This window comes from Actinobacillus genomosp. 2 (assembly GCF_029773605.1).
In the GTDB taxonomy this organism is placed as follows: domain Bacteria; phylum Pseudomonadota; class Gammaproteobacteria; order Enterobacterales; family Pasteurellaceae; genus Actinobacillus.
On sequence record NZ_CP103807.1, the window covers coordinates 321,951 to 341,302 of the forward strand.

The following is a 19,352-nucleotide window of genomic DNA, read 5'->3' on the forward strand; positions in this document are numbered from 1 at the left end:
CCGCTTTTTGTTTATACAAGGGAAGTGCTATGCGAATTTTATTGATTGAAGACGATAAATTAATCGGTGAAGGTTTAAAATTGGGACTCACTAAGCAAAATTTTGTCGTAGACTGGCTTCAAGACGGTAAATTAGGCTTTGATGCCCTGTTTTCCGCGGAATATGATGCGGTGGTATTAGATCTTTCTTTACCAAAAATGGACGGATTAGCGATTTTAAAAAGCTGGCGGAAAGAGAACCAAGATATTCCTGTTCTGATTTTAACCGCTAGAGATACGCTCGATGAACGAATTTTAGGTTTTAATGCCGGTGCAGATGATTATTTATGTAAGCCTTTTGCTTTAATGGAAGTCGTGGTGAGATTACAGGCGTTAGTTCGTCGCCGTTATCAGCAAAGTTCAGCTGAAATTATTGTTGGAAATTTGCGTCTAGATATGAATACTCATAGTGTTACATTGGGTGAAAATCCTATCATGTTAACCGCTAAAGAATTTCAATTGTTACAACTGTTTGTGAGTAATAAGGATAGAGTGCTAGCTCGTTCAATGATTGAAGAAAAGTTATATAGCTGGGATAGTGATGTAGGAAGTAATACCTTAGAAGTTTATATCCATAATTTGCGTAAAAAATTAGGTAAAAATTGGATTAAAACCGTTCACGGAATTGGTTATCGTTTAGGCTCTGATGAAAATGACTAAGATCTTGAAAACACATAGTTTACGCTATAGGCTGATTGTAACTTTATCTGGCATATCATTTCTGATTTGGGTCATTTCAGCAATGATAGAATGGCGAACTTTACATAAAGAAATCAATGCGTTATTTGATTCCCAACAGGTATTTTTTGCCGAACGTTTGGCTTCGTCTAATATTGCCGAAGGTTTTCATTCTATCCAACAAAAAGCAGATTTCTATCAAGCAGATGTGGATGATGATGCGTTAGCTTTCGCCATTTTTACGGAAAAAGGTGAACAAATCATTAACGACGGTAGGGATGGACAATTTTTTACGTTTCAACCCGTTGATGGTTTTCAAACAATACATTTAGTGGAAGAAGATGATGAATTAACCGGTGAATCCGATGTTGATTTATGGCGAATTTATTGGCTTAAAGATAAGGATATTTATGTCGCTGTCGGTCAAGAAGTTGATTATCGAAATGAGCTAATCAATAAAACGATCCTTTCACAGTCGTGGAGTTGGCTATTTGGTTTTCCGATGACGATTTTAGCTATTTTATGGATTATTCATCGAGAATTTGCTTCGTTGAAACGTTTAGAGCGTGAAATTGCTTTGCGAAAACCAGACGAATTAAAAGTGATTAGTACGGAGAATTTACCCAGTGAAATTATTCCACTTATCAATAATCTCAATCATTATTTTGAGCGGACGCAGACGATGTTTAATCGTGAGCGACGTTTTACTTCAGATGCAGCACATGAATTGCGTAGTCCATTAGCCGGTTTAAGGGTTCAAACCGAAATTGCTCAAATGACAATAGATGATCCGATTGAACATCAAAAGGCATTATCTAATATCACGAATAGTACCGATCGTATTGCTCAATTAATAGAGCAATTATTAACCCTTTCTCGTTTAGAAAATTTAGAGCAGCTCGATAAACTGGAACGGATTCATTGGCGATCTTTAATTGAAAATAGTGTGGTTCAACTTTATTCGCAAGCAGAAGAGAAGCGGTCGGAAATTATTGTGAATTTGCAAAGTGAACCTCAAAACCAGCTGGGAAAACCATTGTTATTAAATCTTATTCTACGTAATTTATTGGATAATGCGATCAGCTATACACAAGTAGGTAGCCATATTTATTTGACGTTAACTACTGAGAATTTAATTGTGGAAGATGATGGGCAAGGCGTCAGTGATGAAGATCTTGTTAAACTAGGGCAACCTTTTTATCGACCGGTTGATCGTCCAGTTCAATCGGATAAAGATGAAAAAGGGAGCGGTTTAGGCATTTCTATTATTAAACGAATTGTTGAATTACATGGTTTTTCAATGCGACTGACACGAAGTAAAATGGGTGGTTTGAAAGTGGAAATCCTGTTTTAGTTTAGATAGAAGCAAAAGACGAAGTGATTAACTTCGTCTTTTTAACATTTATTGAGCAATTAGCGTTTTGATTAAGTCAATGGCTTGTTGAATCTGTGCCGAAGATAATTTTCCTTCTGCAACAAACTGAACCTTTCCATTTTTATCTAGCACGACCACAAAACTGTCTTTTGCTTTAAGCCCCCAAGCATTTTTTACGCTACTGCTTTGATCTAGTACCACTTGGCTATGTGGATTTTCTCGCTTACCGTCTTCCGCACTGCTTTTAACAAATGAACCAGTGGCAACAATAGCATCATCCGCATTAATAATAGATGTTGTTTGATATTTGCTTCGGTCAAAATTTGCCGCTTTAATTGCATTAATTAATGCTTCGTTTTTTTCTTTTGCTGAACTTCTACCTGCGAAATGATGTACAACTCGTACTTTTCCAGCAAGACTATTACTTGACCATGGCTTATAAGAAACCTCTTTACCTTTATTGAGGATTTCCCCATCTTTAGCTACGCTTACTGACGGTAATGCTACATTAAGTTGAACATTATGTGCAAAAGCTGTATTAGCCAAAAATAACCCAGAAATAACTGCTAATTGAGTGATTATTTTCATTCTTTTTTCCTTTAATGAATTGAATTATGAAAAATAGCTACAATATTGCAATACTACTGTAAAAGTAAGCATATCGCATTAAAATTTTCTTCTCGTGAAATGTGTGATTTTATGCTATTTTAACTACTAATTTTCCCATTGATTGGGAATTTTATCTTTTAAATACTAACTTATTGATTTTAAGGAGCTTTTATGCAACAAGGTGGCGGATTAGAAATGATCGTAATTTTAGCGGTTTTCGGTCTTATTTTTTACTTTATGATTTATCGTCCACAAGCGAAACGCCAAAAACAGCAACGTGATTTACTTTCTAACCTTGCAAAAGGCGATGAAGTATTAACAAATGGTGGTTTAATCGGTCGTATTACCAAAGTAAGTGCAGAAAACGGAAATATCGTTATCGCCTTAAACGATACAACTGAAGTTGTTATTTCTCGTAACTATGTTGTTGCGGTATTACCTAAAGGTCAAATGAAAGCCCTTTCTTAATTTTCCTATAATATTAGGGGACTAATTGTGTTAAATCGTTTCCCATTATGGAAGAATCTGATGATTGTCTGTGTGATTCTCATCGGTGGCTTATACGCTCTTCCTAATCTATATGGCGAAGACCCTTCAGTACAAATTTCTGGTACGAGAGGTCAAGCTGCTACGAGCGATACGCTCGCTCAAGTTCAGGGAACTTTGTCATCAATGAATATCACCCCAAAATCAGCCGTTCTTGAGAACGGCTCGATTTTAGTGCGTTTACAAAATGATGATGAACAACTTCCTGCCAAAGAAAAAATTTCCGAAGTATTAGGCGATAAATTTTCTGTTGCATTAAACCTTGCACCGGCAACGCCGAGCTGGTTAACCGATATCGGCGGCAGCCCGATGAAGCGAGGTCTAGACTTACGTGGTGGTGTCCGTTTCTTAATGGAAGTGGATATGAATACGGCGTTGGCTAAACAGCAAGAAAACTTGCAAGATAGTTTACGTTCAGAGTTTCGTAAAGAAAAACTTCAATATAAAGCGGTTAAAAAAGGTGAGAATTTTGCCACTATCGTTGAATTTGCCGATAGCGATACGGCAGATAAAGCATCTCGTTACGTACGCCGTGTACATACGACATTAGAAGCGAATTTCCTAACACCGACAGAAGTTTCATTTAGCCCATCAGAAGCAGGATTAGCGACATCTCGTGATACAGCTATCGAACAAAACTTGTCTATTTTACGCAAACGTGTTGAAGAATTAGGTGTATCAGAACCGACTATTCAACGCCAAGGTGCGGATCGTATCGTGGTTGAATTACCGGGTGTGCAAGATACTGCACGTGCTAAAGAACTTTTAGGGGCAACAGCGACTTTAGAGTTCCGCTTAGTTAATGCGGAAGCGAGTCCTGAATCTGCCGCTCGAGGTATTGTACCTGCCGATTCAGAATTAAAATTCAGCCGTGATGGCGGAGCTGTAGTATTACGCCGTAAACCGTCTTTAGGTGGTGAACATATTATTGATGCGACATCAGGTAAAGATGAACGTGGTTTACCGCAAGTAAGCATTAATCTTGATGCGGAAGGCGGTAATATGATGTCTGAAATCACGAAGAGTGCGGTCGGTAAACCGATGGCGACACTTTATAGCGAGTTTAAAGACTCCGGTCGTAAAGATGCAAATGGTAAAGTGATTTTAGAAAAACACGAAGAAGTGATTAATGTGGCAACCATTAACTCACGTCTTGGTAGCCAATTCCAAATTACTGGTATCAATTCACCGGCTGAAGCACAAAACCTAGCGGTGCTTTTACGTTCAGGTGCATTAATTGCACCAATTGTCATCGTAGAAGAACGTACTATTGGTGCTTCATTAGGTGCGGATAATGTTGCTAAAGGTATGGAAGCCGGGATGTATGGCTTGGTGTTAACCATTTTATTCTGTTTAATTTACTATAAAGTGTTTGGGCTATTTGCTGCGGCAGCATTAACAGTAAATATGGTGTTAACTATCGGTTTGATGTCATTAATTGGTGCAACACTTACTATGCCAGGGATCGCTGGTATTGTACTTGCAGTCGGTATGTCAGTTGATGCGAACGTATTAATTTATGAGCGTATCAAAGAAGAATTACGTAATGGTCGCTCGGTACAACAAGCCATTCACGAAGGTTATAACGGTGCATTTACTTCAATCTTCGACTCAAACTTGACGACGGTATTAACCTCTTTAGTGTTATATGCGGTGGGGACAGGTCCGGTAAAAGGCTTTGCGATTACCCTTGCTTTAGGGGTAATTATCTCAATGTTTACCGCAATTACCGGTACACGTATGCTTGTTAACTGGGTATATGGTGGTAATAAACGTGTGAAAAAACTTTGGATTTAAGGTGGAATAAATGGCAATTATGCAAAAAGAAAAAGATGCGTCAGAAATCAAACTGCCGTATAAGCTCATTCCATTTATGAAATATCGTTATGTCGGTTTCGTATTTTCATTAATCGTTACTGCATTATGTATTTTCTCTATCGTTACCAAAGGCTTTAACTGGGGCTTAGATTTTACCGGTGGTACGGTAATTGAAACGTCATTCTCACAACCTGCCGATTTAGGTAAAGTTCGTGGTTTATTGGAACAAAACGGTTATGGTAATGCGTTAGTACAAACAACCGGTAGCCAAAAAGAGCTAATGATCCGTTTACCAGCCTCTGCCGGTGATATGTCATTAGGTAACAAGATTATGGCTTTGGTACACAAAGATCTTGATGCTGGTGCAACGATTAAAAGCGTGGAATTTGTAGGTCCTAACGTAGGGGAAGAGCTAACTCAAGGTGCAATTTGGGCAACGCTTGCGACACTTGGTATGTTATTGCTTTATGTCGGTACACGTTTTGAAATTCGTTTAGCGATTGGCGGTGTACTCGCGTTATTCCACGATGTGTTAGTGACTATCGGTATTTTCTCATTCTTACAGATTGAGATTGACCTGACTTTCGTCGCGGCAATTCTTTCCGTAGTAGGTTATTCATTGAATGACTCTATCGTTGTATTTGACCGTGTACGTGAGAATTTTAGTAAAATTCGTCGTGTAAGTTCACAAGAAGTGATTGATATTTCATTAAGCCAAACCTTATCTAGAACCTTAATGACCTCTGTGACAACTTTGTTTGTTGTTGCGGCGTTATTTTGGTTCGGCGGTCCGACAATTCACAGCTTCTCACTTGCATTATTAATTGGTATCGGTTTCGGTACATATTCATCAATTTATATTGCGATTGGTGTGGCACTACAACTTGGTTTAAACCGTGAACATATGGTAAAACCAGTAGTAGAAAAAGAAGGTGCGGATCAAGCATTTATTGATCGCTAGTAGATAAATATGAAAAGGGCAGAATTAATAATCTGTCCTTTCTTATATTTGGAGATAAGCCTAAAAATAGGCTAGCAAATTTTGCAACTTGCAACCACAGCATACACGGGCTTCACAGAATTTTTGTGAAGTCCGTTTTTTTAAAGAGATTTGTAAATTTTTAAGAAAATCATACTGCTTATTTATTTGGATTTATGCAAACGTTTGCTTATTAGACCTGAGTTCGGTAAAATTCGCCCCTTAAAATTTTTATTTCGTTATTTGAGGTTTTCATTTTATGTCTTTGTTTAAGTTTGAAGAACGTGGCACTAATGCTCGCCAAGAAATTATTGCGGGTTTAACCACATTCTTAGCGATGGTGTATTCGGTTATTGTTGTGCCGGGTATGTTAAGCCAGGCAGGTTTTCCGGCTGAATCAGTATTTATCGCGACCTGTTTAGTGTCGGGTTTAGGTTCAATTTTAATCGGTCTATGGGCAAATGCACCGATGGCGATAGGCTGTGCAATTTCTTTAACCGCATTTACCGCATTCAGTTTAGTGCTTGGTCAAGGTATCTCGATTCCGGTGGCACTCGGTGCAATTTTCTTAATGGGGATATTATTTACTCTTATTTCGGTAACTGGGATCCGAGCGTGGATTTTACGTAACTTGCCGGCAAGCATTGCACACGGTGCAGGTATCGGTATCGGCTTATTTTTACTATTAATCGCAGCAAACGGCGTGGGCTTAGTGGTTGGTAATCAAGCGGGTTTACCGGTAAAAATGGGTGATTTCACCTCATTCCCAGTCATTATGGCTTTACTTGGCTTAGCCGCAATTATCGGTTTAGAGCGTTTAAAAGTTAAAGGCAGCATTTTATGGGTAATCATTGCGATCACAATCATCGGTTTAGTGTTCGATCCAAACGTAAAATATGCAGGCTTCTTCAAAATGCCGAGCTTTGGTGAAAATTCCCAATTCTTAAATCTTGATGTAATGGGGGCGTTAAATACTGCAATTTTACCCGTGGTATTTGCGTTAGTAATGACGGCAATTTTTGATGCAACCGGTACAATTCGTGCAGTAGCTGGTCAGGCAAATTTATTAGATAAAGACGGTCAAATTATTAACGGCGATAAAGCCTTAACTTCAGACTCACTTGGTTCGGTTTTCTCCGGATTATTCGGTACAGCACCGGCAGCGGTTTATATTGAATCAGCAGCAGGTACGGCGGTAGGTGGTAAAACCGGTTTAACCGCAGTCGTTGTCGGTATCGGTTTCTTATTAATGTTATTTTTCCAACCACTTGCGTTCTTAGTACCGGGTTATGCAACCGCTCCGGCATTAATGTATGTCGGCTTATTAATGTTAAGTAATGTATCAAAACTAGACTTCGATGATTTTGTCGGTGCAATGTCAGGCTTGGTGTGTGCGGTATTTATCGTATTAACTGCTAATATCGTCACCGGTATTATGCTTGGATTTGCGGCGTTAGTGATCGGTCGTATTATTTCGGGCGAATTTAAAAAACTCAACGTAGGTACGGTAATCATTGCGATTGCGTTAGTGGCTTTCTACGCATTTGAATTAGCAATTTAATCCACAAAAAAGATCGCTTGTAAGCCTGTAACAAGGCAAACAAGCGGTCTAATTCTTTTAAAAAATTTGCAAATCAAATTGCTTTAATAATTCTGCGGTTTCAAATACTGGTAATCCCATCACTCCAGTAAAACTGCCTGATAATCGCTCAACAAACACTCCTCCAAATTGTTGAATACCATAAGCACCAGCTTTATCCATCGGCTCACCGGTTGCAATATAAGCATAAATTTCAGCATCACTTAATCTTCTAAAACTCACTTCACTAGTATGCAGACATTCCACTTGCTTGCCTTGATAACTAATGCAAACAGCGGTAAATACTTGGTGTGTTTTGCCCGATAACATTTTTAGCATTGCAAAAGCATCTTGTTCATCTTTCGGTTTACCGAGAATTTTGCCGTCAATTGAAACCGTCGTATCCGCCGTCAGAATTGGGTATTCTGCAAGATTTCTCGCAATTCTAACCGCTTGTGCAGCTTGGTTCTTCTGTTTCGCAATCCGTAAGCAGTATTCATCTGCTTTTTCTCCAATTTGCGGCGATTCATCAATTTCACTCGATAACCGCAGCAAATCCAAGCCTAAATTTTGTAACAATTCCCAGCGACGTGGGCTATTGGAAACAAGATAAATCTGTTTATTTTTCATTAGCGTCTGTCCTTTTCTAAATTTCTTACATAACATTTTATTATATAAAATAGGTATTTATATGCATAAAATGTTAAAAAATCTTTGCATTTAATAGGAGTTAACCATTATTATCCTCAAAAATAGACTACTCTCTATAAGGAACTTATATATGTCAAAATTTCAAATTCATACGATTGAAACTGCACCGGAAGCGGCACAAGAAGCATTAAAAGCGGTAAAACAAGCTAACGGTTTTATTCCAAACTTAATCGGCGTATTAGCCAATGCACCGACGGCACTAGAAACTTATCGTACGGTAGGCGGTATTAATGGTCGTAATAGCTTAACACCTCTTGAGCGTGAAGTTGTACAAATCACAGCAGCGGTGGTGAATGGGTGCGGATTCTGTGTTGCCGGTCATACTAAAATTTCTTTAAAAGCATTAAACGCACCAAAAGAAATTGTTGATCAAATTCGTGCAACCGCACGTATTTCAGATCCTAAATTAGATACCTTGGCACGTTTTACGCTTGCGGTAATGCTACAGAAAGCAAAATTAACGGAAGCACAATTAAATGCGTTTTTTGATGCCGGCTATAACCAACAAAATGCGATTGATGTGATTTTAGGTGTGAGCTTAGCAACATTATGTAACTATGTGAACAATATCGCCGAAACACCAATCAACCCTGAATTACAAGATTTTGCTTAATATATTCATTTTCTTATTTTAGAAAAGCGGTTTGTTTTTGTATAAAAATTCAAAAGCAGACCGCTTTTTTTATTCTTTATATTGCCTTGAAGCAAGCTATTTTTGGGGTGAGTGATAATGTTGAGTGTCTTTATGTGTAATCATAGGCATTTACTTGATGATTAACGCTATTTTTGCATATCTTCAAACCTTAAAAAAGGATAGAATCCTATCGTTCTTATTTTATGAGTAAAGCGTATGAAATCAGAAAAACGATTTTTTAAATGTATTGCGATTGTCGGTAAGCCTCGCCATGATATTGCATTAGAAACGCATTTGGCGGTATATAATTGGCTAAAGGATCGTCGTTATGAGGTGTTAGTCGAAAAAAACATTGCCCATCAACTTAGTTTACCTGACGGAAAGAGTTTAGATGAGATTGGCAAGCAAGCTAATTTGGTTATTGTGATTGGTGGTGACGGCAATATGCTTGGTATGGCACGTCAATTGGCAAAATATAAAGTGCCGTTAATAGGTATTAATCGGGGAAATCTTGGCTTTTTGACAGATATTGCTCCTCATTCTACTTTTGAACAGCTTTATAATTGTATTGAGCGAGGTGAATTTGTGATTGAAGAACGTTTCTTGTTAGAGGCTCGTATTGAACGAAACGGTAAGATTATTGCTTCGAATAATGCCCTCAATGAAGTGGTTGTTCACCCCACTCAAGTGGCTCGTATTATTGAATTTGAAGTTTACATTGACGGAAAATTCGCATTCTCACAACGTTCGGACGGATTAATTATTAGTACACCGACCGGCTCAACCGCCTACTCACTGTCTGCTGGCGGACCGATTTTAACGCCGAATATGAATGCAATTGCACTTGTTCCAATGCACCCTCATACGCTTTCTTCCCGCCCGTTAGTGATTGATGGCGATAGCCAGATTTCATTACGCTTTGCCCAATATAACCAACCAAGCTTAGAGGTGAGTTGTGATGGACAATATGATCTGCCGTTTACACCAGAAGATCGTATTATTGTGACGAAAAGTCCGGATACTTTACATTTATTACATTTAAGTGATTACAACTATTTTACGGTATTAGGTTCAAAATTAGGTTGGTCGAGCAAATTATTTTAGTCTAAAAAAAGACTATCCGAATAGGTAATAAGTGTGTAAAATGCGACTAAATTTTTAAAGCAAACGTTTGCGTAGGCAAAAGTATCGCATTTCTAACTAAACTAAAGAGAGGAAAGCACCAATGTTTAGCACAAATATGAATATCAAAAGTTATGACGCTGAGTTATGGGCGGCGATTGAAGGCGAAAATCGTCGTCAGGAAGAGCATATTGAATTGATTGCATCTGAAAACTATGCGAGTCCGAGAGTAATGGAAGCACAAGGCTCACAATTTACTAATAAATATGCAGAAGGCTATCCGGGTAAGCGTTATTACGGTGGTTGTGAATATGCAGACATTGTTGAGCAATTAGCGATTGATCGTGCAAAACAATTATTCGGTGCGGATTATGTAAACGTACAGCCTCACTCTGGCTCACAAGCTAATGCAGCGGTATATATGGCATTATTACAGCCACACGATACGATTTTAGGTATGAGCCTTGCACATGGCGGACACTTAACACATGGCGCATCAGTAAGTTTCTCCGGTAAAATTTATAATGCGGTACAATACGGGATTACAGATGAAGGTTTAATTGATTATGAAGATGTCCGTCAAAAAGCATTAGAATGTAAACCGAAAATGATCGTTGCAGGTTTTTCGGCTTATTCTCAAGTAATCGATTGGGCTAAAATGCGTGAGATCGCCGATGAAGTGGGGGCTTATTTATTTGTAGATATGGCCCACGTAGCAGGTTTAATTGCTGCTGGCGTTTATCCGAATCCACTTCCACATGCTCACGTTGTGACAACTACCACACATAAAACCTTAGGCGGTCCTCGTGGCGGATTAATTCTTTCTGCTTGTGGAGATGAAGACATTTATAAAAAACTGCAATCAGCGGTATTCCCAGCAGGACAAGGCGGTCCATTAGTACATATTATTGCGGCGAAAGCGGTTTGTTTTAAAGAAGCTCTTGAACCGGAATATAAAATCTATCAGCAAAATGTTGTGAAAAATGCAAAAGCGATGGTGGAAGTATTCAAACAACGCGGTTATGAAGTAATTTCAAATGGTACGGAAAACCATCTTTTCCTGGTGAGCTTTGTTAAACAAGGTTTAACCGGTAAAGCAGCGGATGCAGCATTGGGTCAGGCAAATATCACAGTGAATAAAAACTCGGTGCCAAATGATCCACAAAAGCCGTTTGTTACTTCAGGGATTCGTGTCGGTACGCCTTCAGTGACTCGTCGTGGTTTTAATGAAAATGATGTGCGTGAACTTGCTGGTTGGATGTGTGACGTTTTAGACAGCATCGGCAAAGATAATCATGAACAAGTGATTGCGGAAACGAAAACAAAAGTATTATCAATTTGCCAACGTTTACCGGTATATCCAAAATAAGAATATCATAATCATTTAAAGATCAAGCGGTTAGATTTTTGCAAAATTTTGTAGGAATCTGACCGCTTATTTGCATTTTGTGATAGAATCTAACCGTTTTACTACCCACCCATGGTTAGGGTGATGTAAAACAAATTATCAAAAAGATTCAAATCAGGCCGCTTGTCAGCGGTTTTTATTTTTTAACTAACAAGTCACCTCTCGTATGGGTGACCACTGTAACAAGGATATAAAAATGCCTATTATCACTTTACCAGACGGCTCACAACGCCAATTCGATAATCCCGTTTCTGTAATGGAAGTTGCACAATCAATCGGTGCAGGCTTAGCGAAAGCCACGATTGCCGGTCGTGTAAACGGCGAACGCCGTGACGCGTGTGACATCATTTCTGAAGATAGCTCACTTGAAATTATTACCGCAAAAGATGAAGACGGTTTAGAGATCATTCGTCACTCATGTGCACACTTATTAGGCCATGCGATCAAGCAATTATTCCCGGATGTAAAAATGGCGATTGGCCCAACCATCGACAACGGTTTCTATTATGATGTGGATTTAGATCGCTCGCTCACACAAGAAGATTTAGATGCGATTGAAAAGCGTATGCTTGAGCTGGCTAAAACCAACTATGACGTGGTGAAAAAACGTGTGAGCTGGCAAGAAGCGCGTGATACGTTTGAAAAACGTGGCGAACCGTACAAAATGGCGATTTTAGATGAAAATATCGAACGCACTGCAACGCCAGCGTTATATCACCACGAAGAATATATTGATATGTGCCGTGGTCCACACGTACCAAATATGCGTTTCTGCCACCACTTCAAATTACAAAAAGTTGCAGGTGCATATTGGCGTGGCGACAGTAAAAACAAAATGTTGCAACGTATTTACGGCACAGCTTGGGCAGATAAAAAACAATTAGCGGAATACTTAACCCGTTTAGAAGAAGCTGCAAAACGTGACCACCGCCGTATCGGTAAAGCGTTAGATTTATACCATATGCAAGAAGAAGCACCGGGTATGGTGTTCTGGCACAATGACGGTTGGACGATTTTCCGTGAGCTGGAAACTTTCGTACGTACCAAATTAAAAGAGTACGATTACCAAGAAGTGAAAGGTCCGTTTATGATGGACAGAGTGCTTTGGGAGCGTACTGGCCACTGGCAAAATTATGCGGATTTAATGTTCACTACGCAATCTGAAAATCGTGAATATGCAATTAAACCGATGAACTGCCCGGGTCACGTTCAAATCTTCAATCAAGGTTTAAAATCATACCGTGACTTACCGATCCGTATGGCGGAATTTGGTTCATGTCACCGTAATGAGCCGTCTGGTTCATTGCACGGCTTAATGCGTGTACGTGGTTTTACTCAAGACGATGCACATATTTTCTGTACCGAAGATCAAATTGAAAGCGAAGTAACCAGCTGTATCCGTATGGTTTACGACATTTACAGCACATTCGGTTTTAGCAACATTCAAGTTAAACTTTCAACCCGTCCTGAAAACCGTATCGGTGATGATGCGATGTGGGATCGTGCGGAAGATGGCCTAGCGAAAGCGTTAGTCGCAAACGGTTTAAGCTATGAAATCCAAGAAGGTGAAGGTGCATTCTACGGTCCGAAAATTGAGTTTGCATTACGTGACTGTTTAGATCGTGAGTGGCAATGCGGTACGATCCAATTAGACTTCGCATTACCGGGTCGCTTAGATGCGTCTTATGTGGCGGAAGATAACGGTCGCCGTACACCGGTTATGATTCACCGTGCGATTTTAGGTTCTATCGAACGCTTTATCGGTATCATCACCGAAGAGTATGCAGGCTTCTTCCCAACGTGGCTAGCACCGACTCAAGCGGTGGTCATGAACATTACCGATAGCCAAGCGGACTATGTACAGAAAGTAACGAAAGCGTTATCTGATGCGGGTATCCGTGCGAAATCAGACTTACGTAACGAAAAAGTCGGTTTTAAAGTACGTGAACACACCTTACGTAGAGTACCTTATATGCTTGTGTGCGGCGATAAAGAAATCGAAGCGGGCAAAGTATCGGTGCGTACCCGTAAAGGTGCGGATTTAGGCACATTCACTATTGAAGAATTTGTTGAAATCCTTAAAAACCAAGTGAAAGCTCGTGAACTTAAATTATTAGGCGAAGAGTAATTTCATTATTTGTAAAAGGGCGGTCAAATTTGACCGCTTTTTTTGTGTCTGTTACAAAGATAAAACCCTATTCAAACTATCTTTGTATATGCAGTATTTTCTTTTAGTGTATTATTTTGTTATTTATTGTAAATTTAAGTTTTGTATTTTTAAATAAAATTATTATAATTAAGAATCATTCTTATTAAAAAGGAGATTCAAATATGAAACAAATAAATCAACAAATCTTATTATTCGGCTCAATAACGCTCTTATTTCACACGGGATCTTATGCTTCTGCACCGGAACAATTAGATACGATAGAAGTTATTGGGGTATCAGAAACGAATATTCGAGAGAAAAAAGTCGGGGAAACTAAGATCTCGGAAAAACGTCTTAAAAAGCAACAGGTGGCGGACAGTAAAGATTTAGTTCGTTATGAAACAGGTGTCACCGTCGTCGAAAATGGGCGTTTCGGAAATAGCGGTTTTGCGATTCGTGGTGTGGATGAAAATCGAGTGGGGATAATGATTGACGGTTTACGTCAGGCAGAAACGTTATCTTCGCAAGGATTTAAAGAATTATTTGAAGGATACGGCAATTTTAATAATACGAGAAACGGTATCGAAATAGAAAATACGAAAATGGCAACTATCACCAAAGGAGCGGATTCAATAAAATCGGGGAGCGGTGCATTAGGCGGCTCGGTATTATTTGAAACCAAAGATGCAAGAGATTATTTAATTGATAAAGATTATTATTTGAGCTTGAAAAAAGGCTATCAAAGTATGAATAATCAAGATATGTACTCGATGACGGCGGCAGGCAGATATAAGGGGATTGATGCTTTGGTTGTTCACACTAAGCGTAATGGACACGAAACGGAGAATTTTACTTATAAAAATGAAGATAGTCAGCTTGTAGGGAAAACGAGAGAGAAAACCGATCCTTATCATATTAAGCGTGAAAGTACGCTGGTCAAATTAGCCTATCAACCGAATGAAAATCATCGTATTGGTGTAGTTTATGATTCCTCTAAGCTAGCTTCAAAAGGACAAGATCTATCTTATACATTAAGACCTACACAATATTCCAAAGACGAACGTTATGGCGAACGTTTAACGAATGATAAATCCAACCGAAAAAATATTCAGTTTACTTATGAAAACTTTGTACCGACATCGTTATGGGATTATGCCAAAATCTCATTTTCATCACAAAAAATTACGAATAATGCTCGCACGGATGAATATTGTTTTTCTGCAAAATGTAAGCAAATAGCGAACCCTAAACAGCTCCATTTTGAGAATAAAGATGGTGTTAATATGATTGTTGACGGTAATGGACAAGCAATTAGTGGGAAAGGCGAAGCTAAAGGTTGGTCGACCGAGAGTGTGTATTATGATGCGTCGGGAGATGAACTCAGTTCGCTTGACGATTATAAAGAATATAGAGTTAATAATATTTATATTGATTGCAGTAAGCGAGATTGCTCGAAACCTTACCGTGTATTTTTGAAAAAAGATAAAGAATATGAGGAGAAATATACTTTCGTCGATAGAACGCTCAAAATTGATACGATTAATGGTAAAAAATATGGTTCTGTGGTTCCTCAAACTGGAATGAAATACGGTTGGTTGGCAACAGAGGAAGAACTCTTTTTTGTTTTACCGCATTCTGCAGGATATAGTCGCAATGATTATAACGATAGAGATTTAAATACGGATACACGGCAAATTAATTTAGATTTTGACAAAGCATTTTCTTTATGGGGCTTTGAACATAGTGTTAAATATGGCGGAATTTATAGCCAAGCCAAGAAAAATATGTTGAATAAAGACGGTTATATCGGCGGCAATATACAATGGTGGGCGAATGATTTCTTTTGTGGCGAATCAAATAACGATTATCCGGTCACTTATACGCCTCGTCCGGATCAGTGGGCGACTACCGGTAATTGTACGGGAGAATACCGTAACAAAATAAACGGTCGTTATAGCTATTTACTACCGGTAAAGACTAAAAATCAGGCCTTTTATTTGGGTGATAATATTAAGGTAACGGATTGGCTCGGATTTGATCTGAATTATCGTTATGACAGAGAAAAACAGAAACCGGAGTATGACGATAAAATCCCAGTACCAAAAGGTATGATTGCCGGTATTTTTGTACCATTGCCGGGAAATGCTTATGGTCCTAATGCTGATTGTGGTTATAACACGGAATGTATGTCCCAGAATTTACAACAAAATTTATCTCATCTTTTACAGAATAAGTCTTATAAACATCATTCTTATAGCTTAGGGGTAAATTTAGATCCGACAGATTGGTTACGTTTACAATTTAAATATTCAAATGGATTTAGAGCACCGACGTCAGATGAAATTTATATGACCTTCAAGCATCCGAGTTTTTCGATTAGTCCGAATACACGTTTAAATAAAGAAGTTGCGAAAACGAAAGAAGTTGCTGTGACGTGGTATAAAGATCAAAGTTTTTTAACATTTAATTTATTCCGAACAGATTATAAAGATTTTATTGATTTAGTCTTTATGGGTGAAAAATTCGTTGATGTCGGCAGTGCAATAAAATACCCATTTTACCAAAATCAGAATTTAGATTATGCCCGTGTCCAAGGTTTTGAAATTAATTCCCGTTTTTCATTAGGCGATTTTTATCAAGCATTACAAGGTTTTCATTTAGGATATAAATTGACGCATCAAAAAGGTCGTATAAACGGCCATCGCCCAATGAATGTTATTCAGCCGACAACATCGGTATATTCGTTTGGCTATGCCGGATTAGATGATAAATACGGCGTTGACTTTTTTCTTACGGATGTTGCAGCTAAGAAAGCGACAGATACCTACAATATGTATTGGGAAAATCAGAGTAAAGATTCCGATGTTCTGGTTAAAGGTGAGCGTGTAAAAGACAGTTATATTCCTTGGCGTAATAAACATTACACGGTATTAGATATGATTGCTTATAGTAAGCCTTTGAAAAATCTCACGATCACATTTGGTGTCTATAATATGCTAAATCAGCGGTATATTACTTGGGATTCGGCACGTTCGATTCGCCCATTAGGTACGATTAATAGAATTGATCATAATACCGGTGCCGGTTTTAGAAGATTTTATGCACCAGGTCGAAATTTTCGTTTTACGACAGAGCTAACTTTCTAACGGATAATTTCTGTGATTATTATGCTTAATATTGATTATTTTTTCGTTCGCTATTGCATAACTTGGCAATATCTTTTAGAATCCGGACGTTTGTCCTTTAATTAATTTCAATTGAAGGACTTGAGAGATTTTAATCTTCTGCTTAAGCGGTCGATTTTATAGTAAAACTTACAAGAAGGAATAGTACTATTAAACCTGTAAAACGTGTTCAGTCAAATCGCGCACATCGTCTTAATGATGAAATTCGTGGCGTGAAGGAAGTTCGCCTAACTGATGAAAATGGCGAACAAGTTGGTATCGTATCAATTCAAGATGCTTTGGCGAGAGCGGAAGAAGCTGAATTAGATTTAGTTGAAATCAGCCCTAATGCAGAACCGCCGGTTTGTCGTATTATGAACTACGGTAAGTTCATCTACGAAAAAGAAAAAGCTGCGAAAGAGCAAAAGAAAAAGCAGAAAGTCGTACAAATTAAGGAAATTAAATTCCGTCCAGGTACAGACGATGGCGATTATCAAATTAAGTTACGTAGCATTTTACGTTTCTTAGAAGACGGCGATAAAGTTAAAATTACCGTACGTTTCCGTGGTCGTGAAATGGCTCACCAAGATATCGGTTTAGATGTTTTAGATCGTGTTAAAACAGATACGGCTGAAGTGGCAGTAGTTGAATCTGCACCAGGTAAGCTTGAAGGTCGCCAAGCGGTAATGGTTATTGCACCGAAGAAAAAATAATTTATTCTTGCATAAAACGGGTGGATCCTATAGAATTCGTCCGCTTTCTCTTTTTGTAAAAAGAGAAACAAAAGCGATCTACAGGCACATTTCGCAGCCTGATTCGCTTTTTTAAGCTGAAAAGCTTATGAGCGGTAACGCTCTTTCGAGATAATTAGTGCTTTCCAAGTAAAAATGCGATTAGCGATAATCATATTTTTCGCCTGATTATTGTGTATTATGTAAAACAATGCGGAGTTTATAAAACAATGCCTAAAATTAAAACAGTACGTGGTGCTGCTAAGCGTTTCAAGAAAACAGCTTCAGGCGGTTTCAAACGTAAACAATCTCACTTACGTCATATTTTGACTAAGAAAACCACTAAACGTAAACGTCACTTACGCCACAAATCAATGGTAGCGAAAGCAGACCAAGTATTAGTAGTAGCGTGCTTACCATACGCATAAGCGTTGAGTCAAGTTAAAACGTACTTTAGTGAATTTTAGTTAATTATATACATTAGGAGATTTAATAATGGCTCGTGTAAAACGTGGTGTTATTGCAAGAGCACGCCATAAGAAAGTTCTTAAGGCTGCTAAAGGTTATTATGGTGCACGTTCACGTGTTTATCGCGTTGCGTTCCAAGCTGTAATTAAAGCAGGTCAATATGCTTACCGTGACCGTCGTCAACGTAAACGTCAATTCCGTCAATTATGGATTGCTCGTATCAACGCTGCAGCACGTCAAAACGGTTTATCTTACAGCAAATTCATCAATGGTTTGAAAAAAGCTTCTGTTGAAATCGACCGTAAGATTTTAGCTGACATTGCTGTATTCGACAAAGTTGCATTCGCAGCTTTAGTTGAAAAAGCAAAATCTGCTCTTTAATTCTAAAGAATAGAGATTAGGACGCCTTTGGCGTCCTTTTTTATATGATGCGAAAATTAATCATTATTCGAGGACATTCCGGTTCGGGAAAATCAACATTTGCTAAGCAAAAAATAGTGGAATTTAAGCAGCATTTCCCGAGCGGTAAAGTTTTTCATATTGAAAACGATCAATTTTTATATGAAAACGGCGAATATATTTGGACAAAAGAAAGATTTCAGTCCGCAAAAATGTTAGCTGAACAGAAATTAGCATTAGCTTGGGAATTTGCAAAAAGTCATCCGAAACTTCCCGTATTCATTGTGATCAGTAATGTGAATCTCAGCTTACAAGCGGTCGAAAAGTATCAGCAAATTGCAACTCGATTACATTTGCAAATTGAAAAGTATCGTTTAATGAATTTCTTTAAGAATCAACATTATGTTGATGTTTATACGGTATTGAGTATGTATTTGGCGTTAGAGCAGCAGCCGTTAGTAGACGAAGTTATTGTCAGACCGATTAATAAAATGCCTTATTTTATGCATAGAATTTTAGAAAAAATGCGTAAAAATAGGGATAAAAAATACGAATAAGAGGTCTAATTTGTGCTTATTTTTACAAGAAGGAAGTCGTAATGAAAAAATTAGTGTTACTTATATTACCTTTGCTCGTGACCGCCTGTTCTACTCCGGTACAACAGAGTACAGTGCCGATGGATATGCAAGCAGTTGCGGAATATCAGCAACGTGTAGCAAGTGGAAATACCGTTTCGGAAAAACAAAAGCAACGTGTTGCTCAACAGATTGAACCGGACGAACCGCTTAATCAAAGCGATAAAAGACGTTCTAATACAAAAGTTATTCATCACTATCCGAGAGTGTATCCTTCGGTTGGATATCATTGGGGACATCGTCATCGCCATTCTGGTATTGGTGTTGGCTTAGGTTCAGGCTACTATGACTAAAAAATTGGGCGGAATA

18 protein-coding genes are annotated in these 19,352 nt (G+C 38.4%); 16 read left to right on the forward strand and 2 right to left on the reverse strand.

The window, feature by feature from the left end; genetic code table 11:
- Positions 1–29: 29 nt before the first annotated feature.
- Together NYR60_RS01535 and NYR60_RS01540 are read left to right on the forward strand one after the other, a co-directional pair.
- Entirely contained in the window at positions 30–698 is a 669-nt protein-coding gene (locus NYR60_RS01535) for a response regulator (RefSeq protein ID WP_279467376.1), read from the forward strand.
- Positions 691–2,070, forward strand: coding sequence for an ATP-binding protein (locus tag NYR60_RS01540; protein ID WP_279467377.1), 1,380 nt, complete (start codon positions 691–693; stop codon positions 2,068–2,070). The genes NYR60_RS01535 and NYR60_RS01540 overlap by 8 nt, the downstream gene beginning before the upstream one ends.
- Before the next feature lie 48 nt (positions 2,071–2,118).
- Here NYR60_RS01540 and NYR60_RS01545 read toward each other — a convergent pair whose 3' ends face one another.
- Positions 2,119–2,679, reverse strand: coding sequence for a YtfJ family protein (locus NYR60_RS01545; RefSeq protein ID WP_279467378.1), 561 nt, complete (start codon positions 2,677–2,679; stop codon positions 2,119–2,121).
- A 192-nt stretch (positions 2,680–2,871) separates the two neighbouring features.
- Between NYR60_RS01545 and yajC the strand changes: the two genes are divergently transcribed.
- From yajC to NYR60_RS01565, 4 genes are all read left to right on the forward strand, one after another.
- Positions 2,872–3,168 carry a preprotein translocase subunit YajC gene (gene yajC, locus NYR60_RS01550; RefSeq protein WP_279467379.1) on the forward strand — a complete coding sequence of 99 codons (297 nt, stop codon included), beginning with the start codon at positions 2,872–2,874 and terminating at the stop codon, positions 3,166–3,168.
- A gap of 27 nt (positions 3,169–3,195) precedes the next feature.
- Complete coding sequence (gene secD / locus NYR60_RS01555) at positions 3,196–5,043, forward strand: protein translocase subunit SecD (RefSeq protein ID WP_279467381.1); 1,848 nt, start codon at positions 3,196–3,198, stop codon at positions 5,041–5,043.
- Between the two features lie 10 nt (positions 5,044–5,053).
- Positions 5,054–6,025: a protein translocase subunit SecF gene (gene secF, locus NYR60_RS01560; RefSeq protein ID WP_279467382.1), complete on the forward strand. Its 972-nt coding sequence runs from the start codon at positions 5,054–5,056 to the stop codon at positions 6,023–6,025.
- A 277-nt stretch (positions 6,026–6,302) separates the two neighbouring features.
- On the forward strand, positions 6,303–7,604 hold the full coding sequence (locus NYR60_RS01565; protein ID WP_279467383.1) for an NCS2 family permease: 1,302 nt from the start codon (positions 6,303–6,305) through the stop codon (positions 7,602–7,604).
- A 57-nt stretch (positions 7,605–7,661) separates the two neighbouring features.
- On the opposite strand, the gene NYR60_RS01570 is transcribed toward NYR60_RS01565, so the two are convergent.
- Positions 7,662–8,252, reverse strand: a complete 591-nt coding sequence (locus NYR60_RS01570; protein WP_279467384.1) for a Maf family protein — start codon at positions 8,250–8,252, stop codon at positions 7,662–7,664.
- A 151-nt stretch (positions 8,253–8,403) separates the two neighbouring features.
- Between NYR60_RS01570 and NYR60_RS01575 the strand changes: the two genes are divergently transcribed.
- From NYR60_RS01575 to NYR60_RS01620, 10 genes are all read left to right on the forward strand, one after another.
- A complete protein-coding gene (locus NYR60_RS01575; RefSeq protein ID WP_279467386.1) occupies positions 8,404–8,946 on the forward strand; it encodes a carboxymuconolactone decarboxylase family protein in 543 nt (180 codons plus the stop codon).
- Between the two features lie 237 nt (positions 8,947–9,183).
- Positions 9,184–10,071 (forward strand): NAD(+) kinase, encoded by an 888-nt coding sequence (locus tag NYR60_RS01580; RefSeq protein ID WP_279446105.1) that lies wholly within the window; start codon positions 9,184–9,186, stop codon positions 10,069–10,071.
- A 121-nt stretch (positions 10,072–10,192) separates the two neighbouring features.
- Positions 10,193–11,458 (forward strand): serine hydroxymethyltransferase, encoded by a 1,266-nt coding sequence (gene glyA, locus NYR60_RS01585; protein ID WP_279467388.1) that lies wholly within the window; start codon positions 10,193–10,195, stop codon positions 11,456–11,458.
- A gap of 235 nt (positions 11,459–11,693) precedes the next feature.
- Positions 11,694–13,625 (forward strand): threonine--tRNA ligase, encoded by a 1,932-nt coding sequence (thrS, locus tag NYR60_RS01590; RefSeq protein ID WP_279467391.1) that lies wholly within the window; start codon positions 11,694–11,696, stop codon positions 13,623–13,625.
- A gap of 203 nt (positions 13,626–13,828) precedes the next feature.
- Entirely contained in the window at positions 13,829–16,792 is a 2,964-nt protein-coding gene (locus NYR60_RS01595) for a TonB-dependent receptor domain-containing protein (RefSeq protein ID WP_279467393.1), read from the forward strand.
- A 188-nt stretch (positions 16,793–16,980) separates the two neighbouring features.
- The gene (gene infC / locus NYR60_RS01600) at positions 16,981–17,523 is read left to right on the forward strand and encodes a translation initiation factor IF-3 (RefSeq protein ID WP_279467949.1); all 543 of its coding nucleotides are present in this window, start codon (positions 16,981–16,983) and stop codon (positions 17,521–17,523) included.
- Positions 17,524–17,771: 248 nt separating this feature from the next.
- On the forward strand, positions 17,772–17,969 hold the full coding sequence (rpmI, locus tag NYR60_RS01605; RefSeq protein WP_005596065.1) for a 50S ribosomal protein L35: 198 nt from the start codon (positions 17,772–17,774) through the stop codon (positions 17,967–17,969).
- A gap of 67 nt (positions 17,970–18,036) precedes the next feature.
- Positions 18,037–18,390, forward strand: coding sequence for a 50S ribosomal protein L20 (gene rplT, locus NYR60_RS01610; RefSeq protein ID WP_005596075.1), 354 nt, complete (start codon positions 18,037–18,039; stop codon positions 18,388–18,390).
- 47 nt (positions 18,391–18,437) lie between these two features.
- Complete coding sequence (locus tag NYR60_RS01615) at positions 18,438–18,965, forward strand: recombinase RecA (RefSeq protein WP_279467950.1); 528 nt, start codon at positions 18,438–18,440, stop codon at positions 18,963–18,965.
- 41 nt (positions 18,966–19,006) lie between these two features.
- On the forward strand, positions 19,007–19,336 hold the full coding sequence (locus NYR60_RS01620) for a hypothetical protein (RefSeq protein ID WP_279467394.1): 330 nt from the start codon (positions 19,007–19,009) through the stop codon (positions 19,334–19,336).
- Positions 19,337–19,352 lie beyond the last annotated feature (16 nt).

Bases quoted from the DNA above. Each gene is read 5' to 3' on its own strand.
- NYR60_RS01565 (WP_279467383.1), top strand. From the start codon at position 6,303: ATGTCTTTGTTTAAGTTTGAAGAACGTGGCACTAATGCTCGCCAAGAA.
- yajC (WP_279467379.1), top strand. From the start codon at position 2,872: ATGCAACAAGGTGGCGGATTAGAAATGATCGTAATTTTAGCGGTTTTC.
- NYR60_RS01580 (WP_279446105.1), top strand. From the start codon at position 9,184: ATGAAATCAGAAAAACGATTTTTTAAATGTATTGCGATTGTCGGTAAG.
- NYR60_RS01540 (WP_279467377.1), top strand. From the start codon at position 691: ATGACTAAGATCTTGAAAACACATAGTTTACGCTATAGGCTGATTGTA.
- NYR60_RS01535 (WP_279467376.1), top strand. From the start codon at position 30: ATGCGAATTTTATTGATTGAAGACGATAAATTAATCGGTGAAGGTTTA.
- NYR60_RS01595 (WP_279467393.1), top strand. From the start codon at position 13,829: ATGAAACAAATAAATCAACAAATCTTATTATTCGGCTCAATAACGCTC.
- glyA (WP_279467388.1), top strand. From the start codon at position 10,193: ATGTTTAGCACAAATATGAATATCAAAAGTTATGACGCTGAGTTATGG.
- rplT (WP_005596075.1), top strand. From the start codon at position 18,037: ATGGCTCGTGTAAAACGTGGTGTTATTGCAAGAGCACGCCATAAGAAA.
- NYR60_RS01570 (WP_279467384.1), bottom strand. From the start codon at position 8,252: ATGAAAAATAAACAGATTTATCTTGTTTCCAATAGCCCACGTCGCTGG.
- NYR60_RS01545 (WP_279467378.1), bottom strand. From the start codon at position 2,679: ATGAAAATAATCACTCAATTAGCAGTTATTTCTGGGTTATTTTTGGCT.
- NYR60_RS01575 (WP_279467386.1), top strand. From the start codon at position 8,404: ATGTCAAAATTTCAAATTCATACGATTGAAACTGCACCGGAAGCGGCA.
- secF (WP_279467382.1), top strand. From the start codon at position 5,054: ATGGCAATTATGCAAAAAGAAAAAGATGCGTCAGAAATCAAACTGCCG.
- rpmI (WP_005596065.1), top strand. From the start codon at position 17,772: ATGCCTAAAATTAAAACAGTACGTGGTGCTGCTAAGCGTTTCAAGAAA.
- NYR60_RS01615 (WP_279467950.1), top strand. From the start codon at position 18,438: ATGCGAAAATTAATCATTATTCGAGGACATTCCGGTTCGGGAAAATCA.
- thrS (WP_279467391.1), top strand. From the start codon at position 11,694: ATGCCTATTATCACTTTACCAGACGGCTCACAACGCCAATTCGATAAT.
- NYR60_RS01620 (WP_279467394.1), top strand. From the start codon at position 19,007: ATGAAAAAATTAGTGTTACTTATATTACCTTTGCTCGTGACCGCCTGT.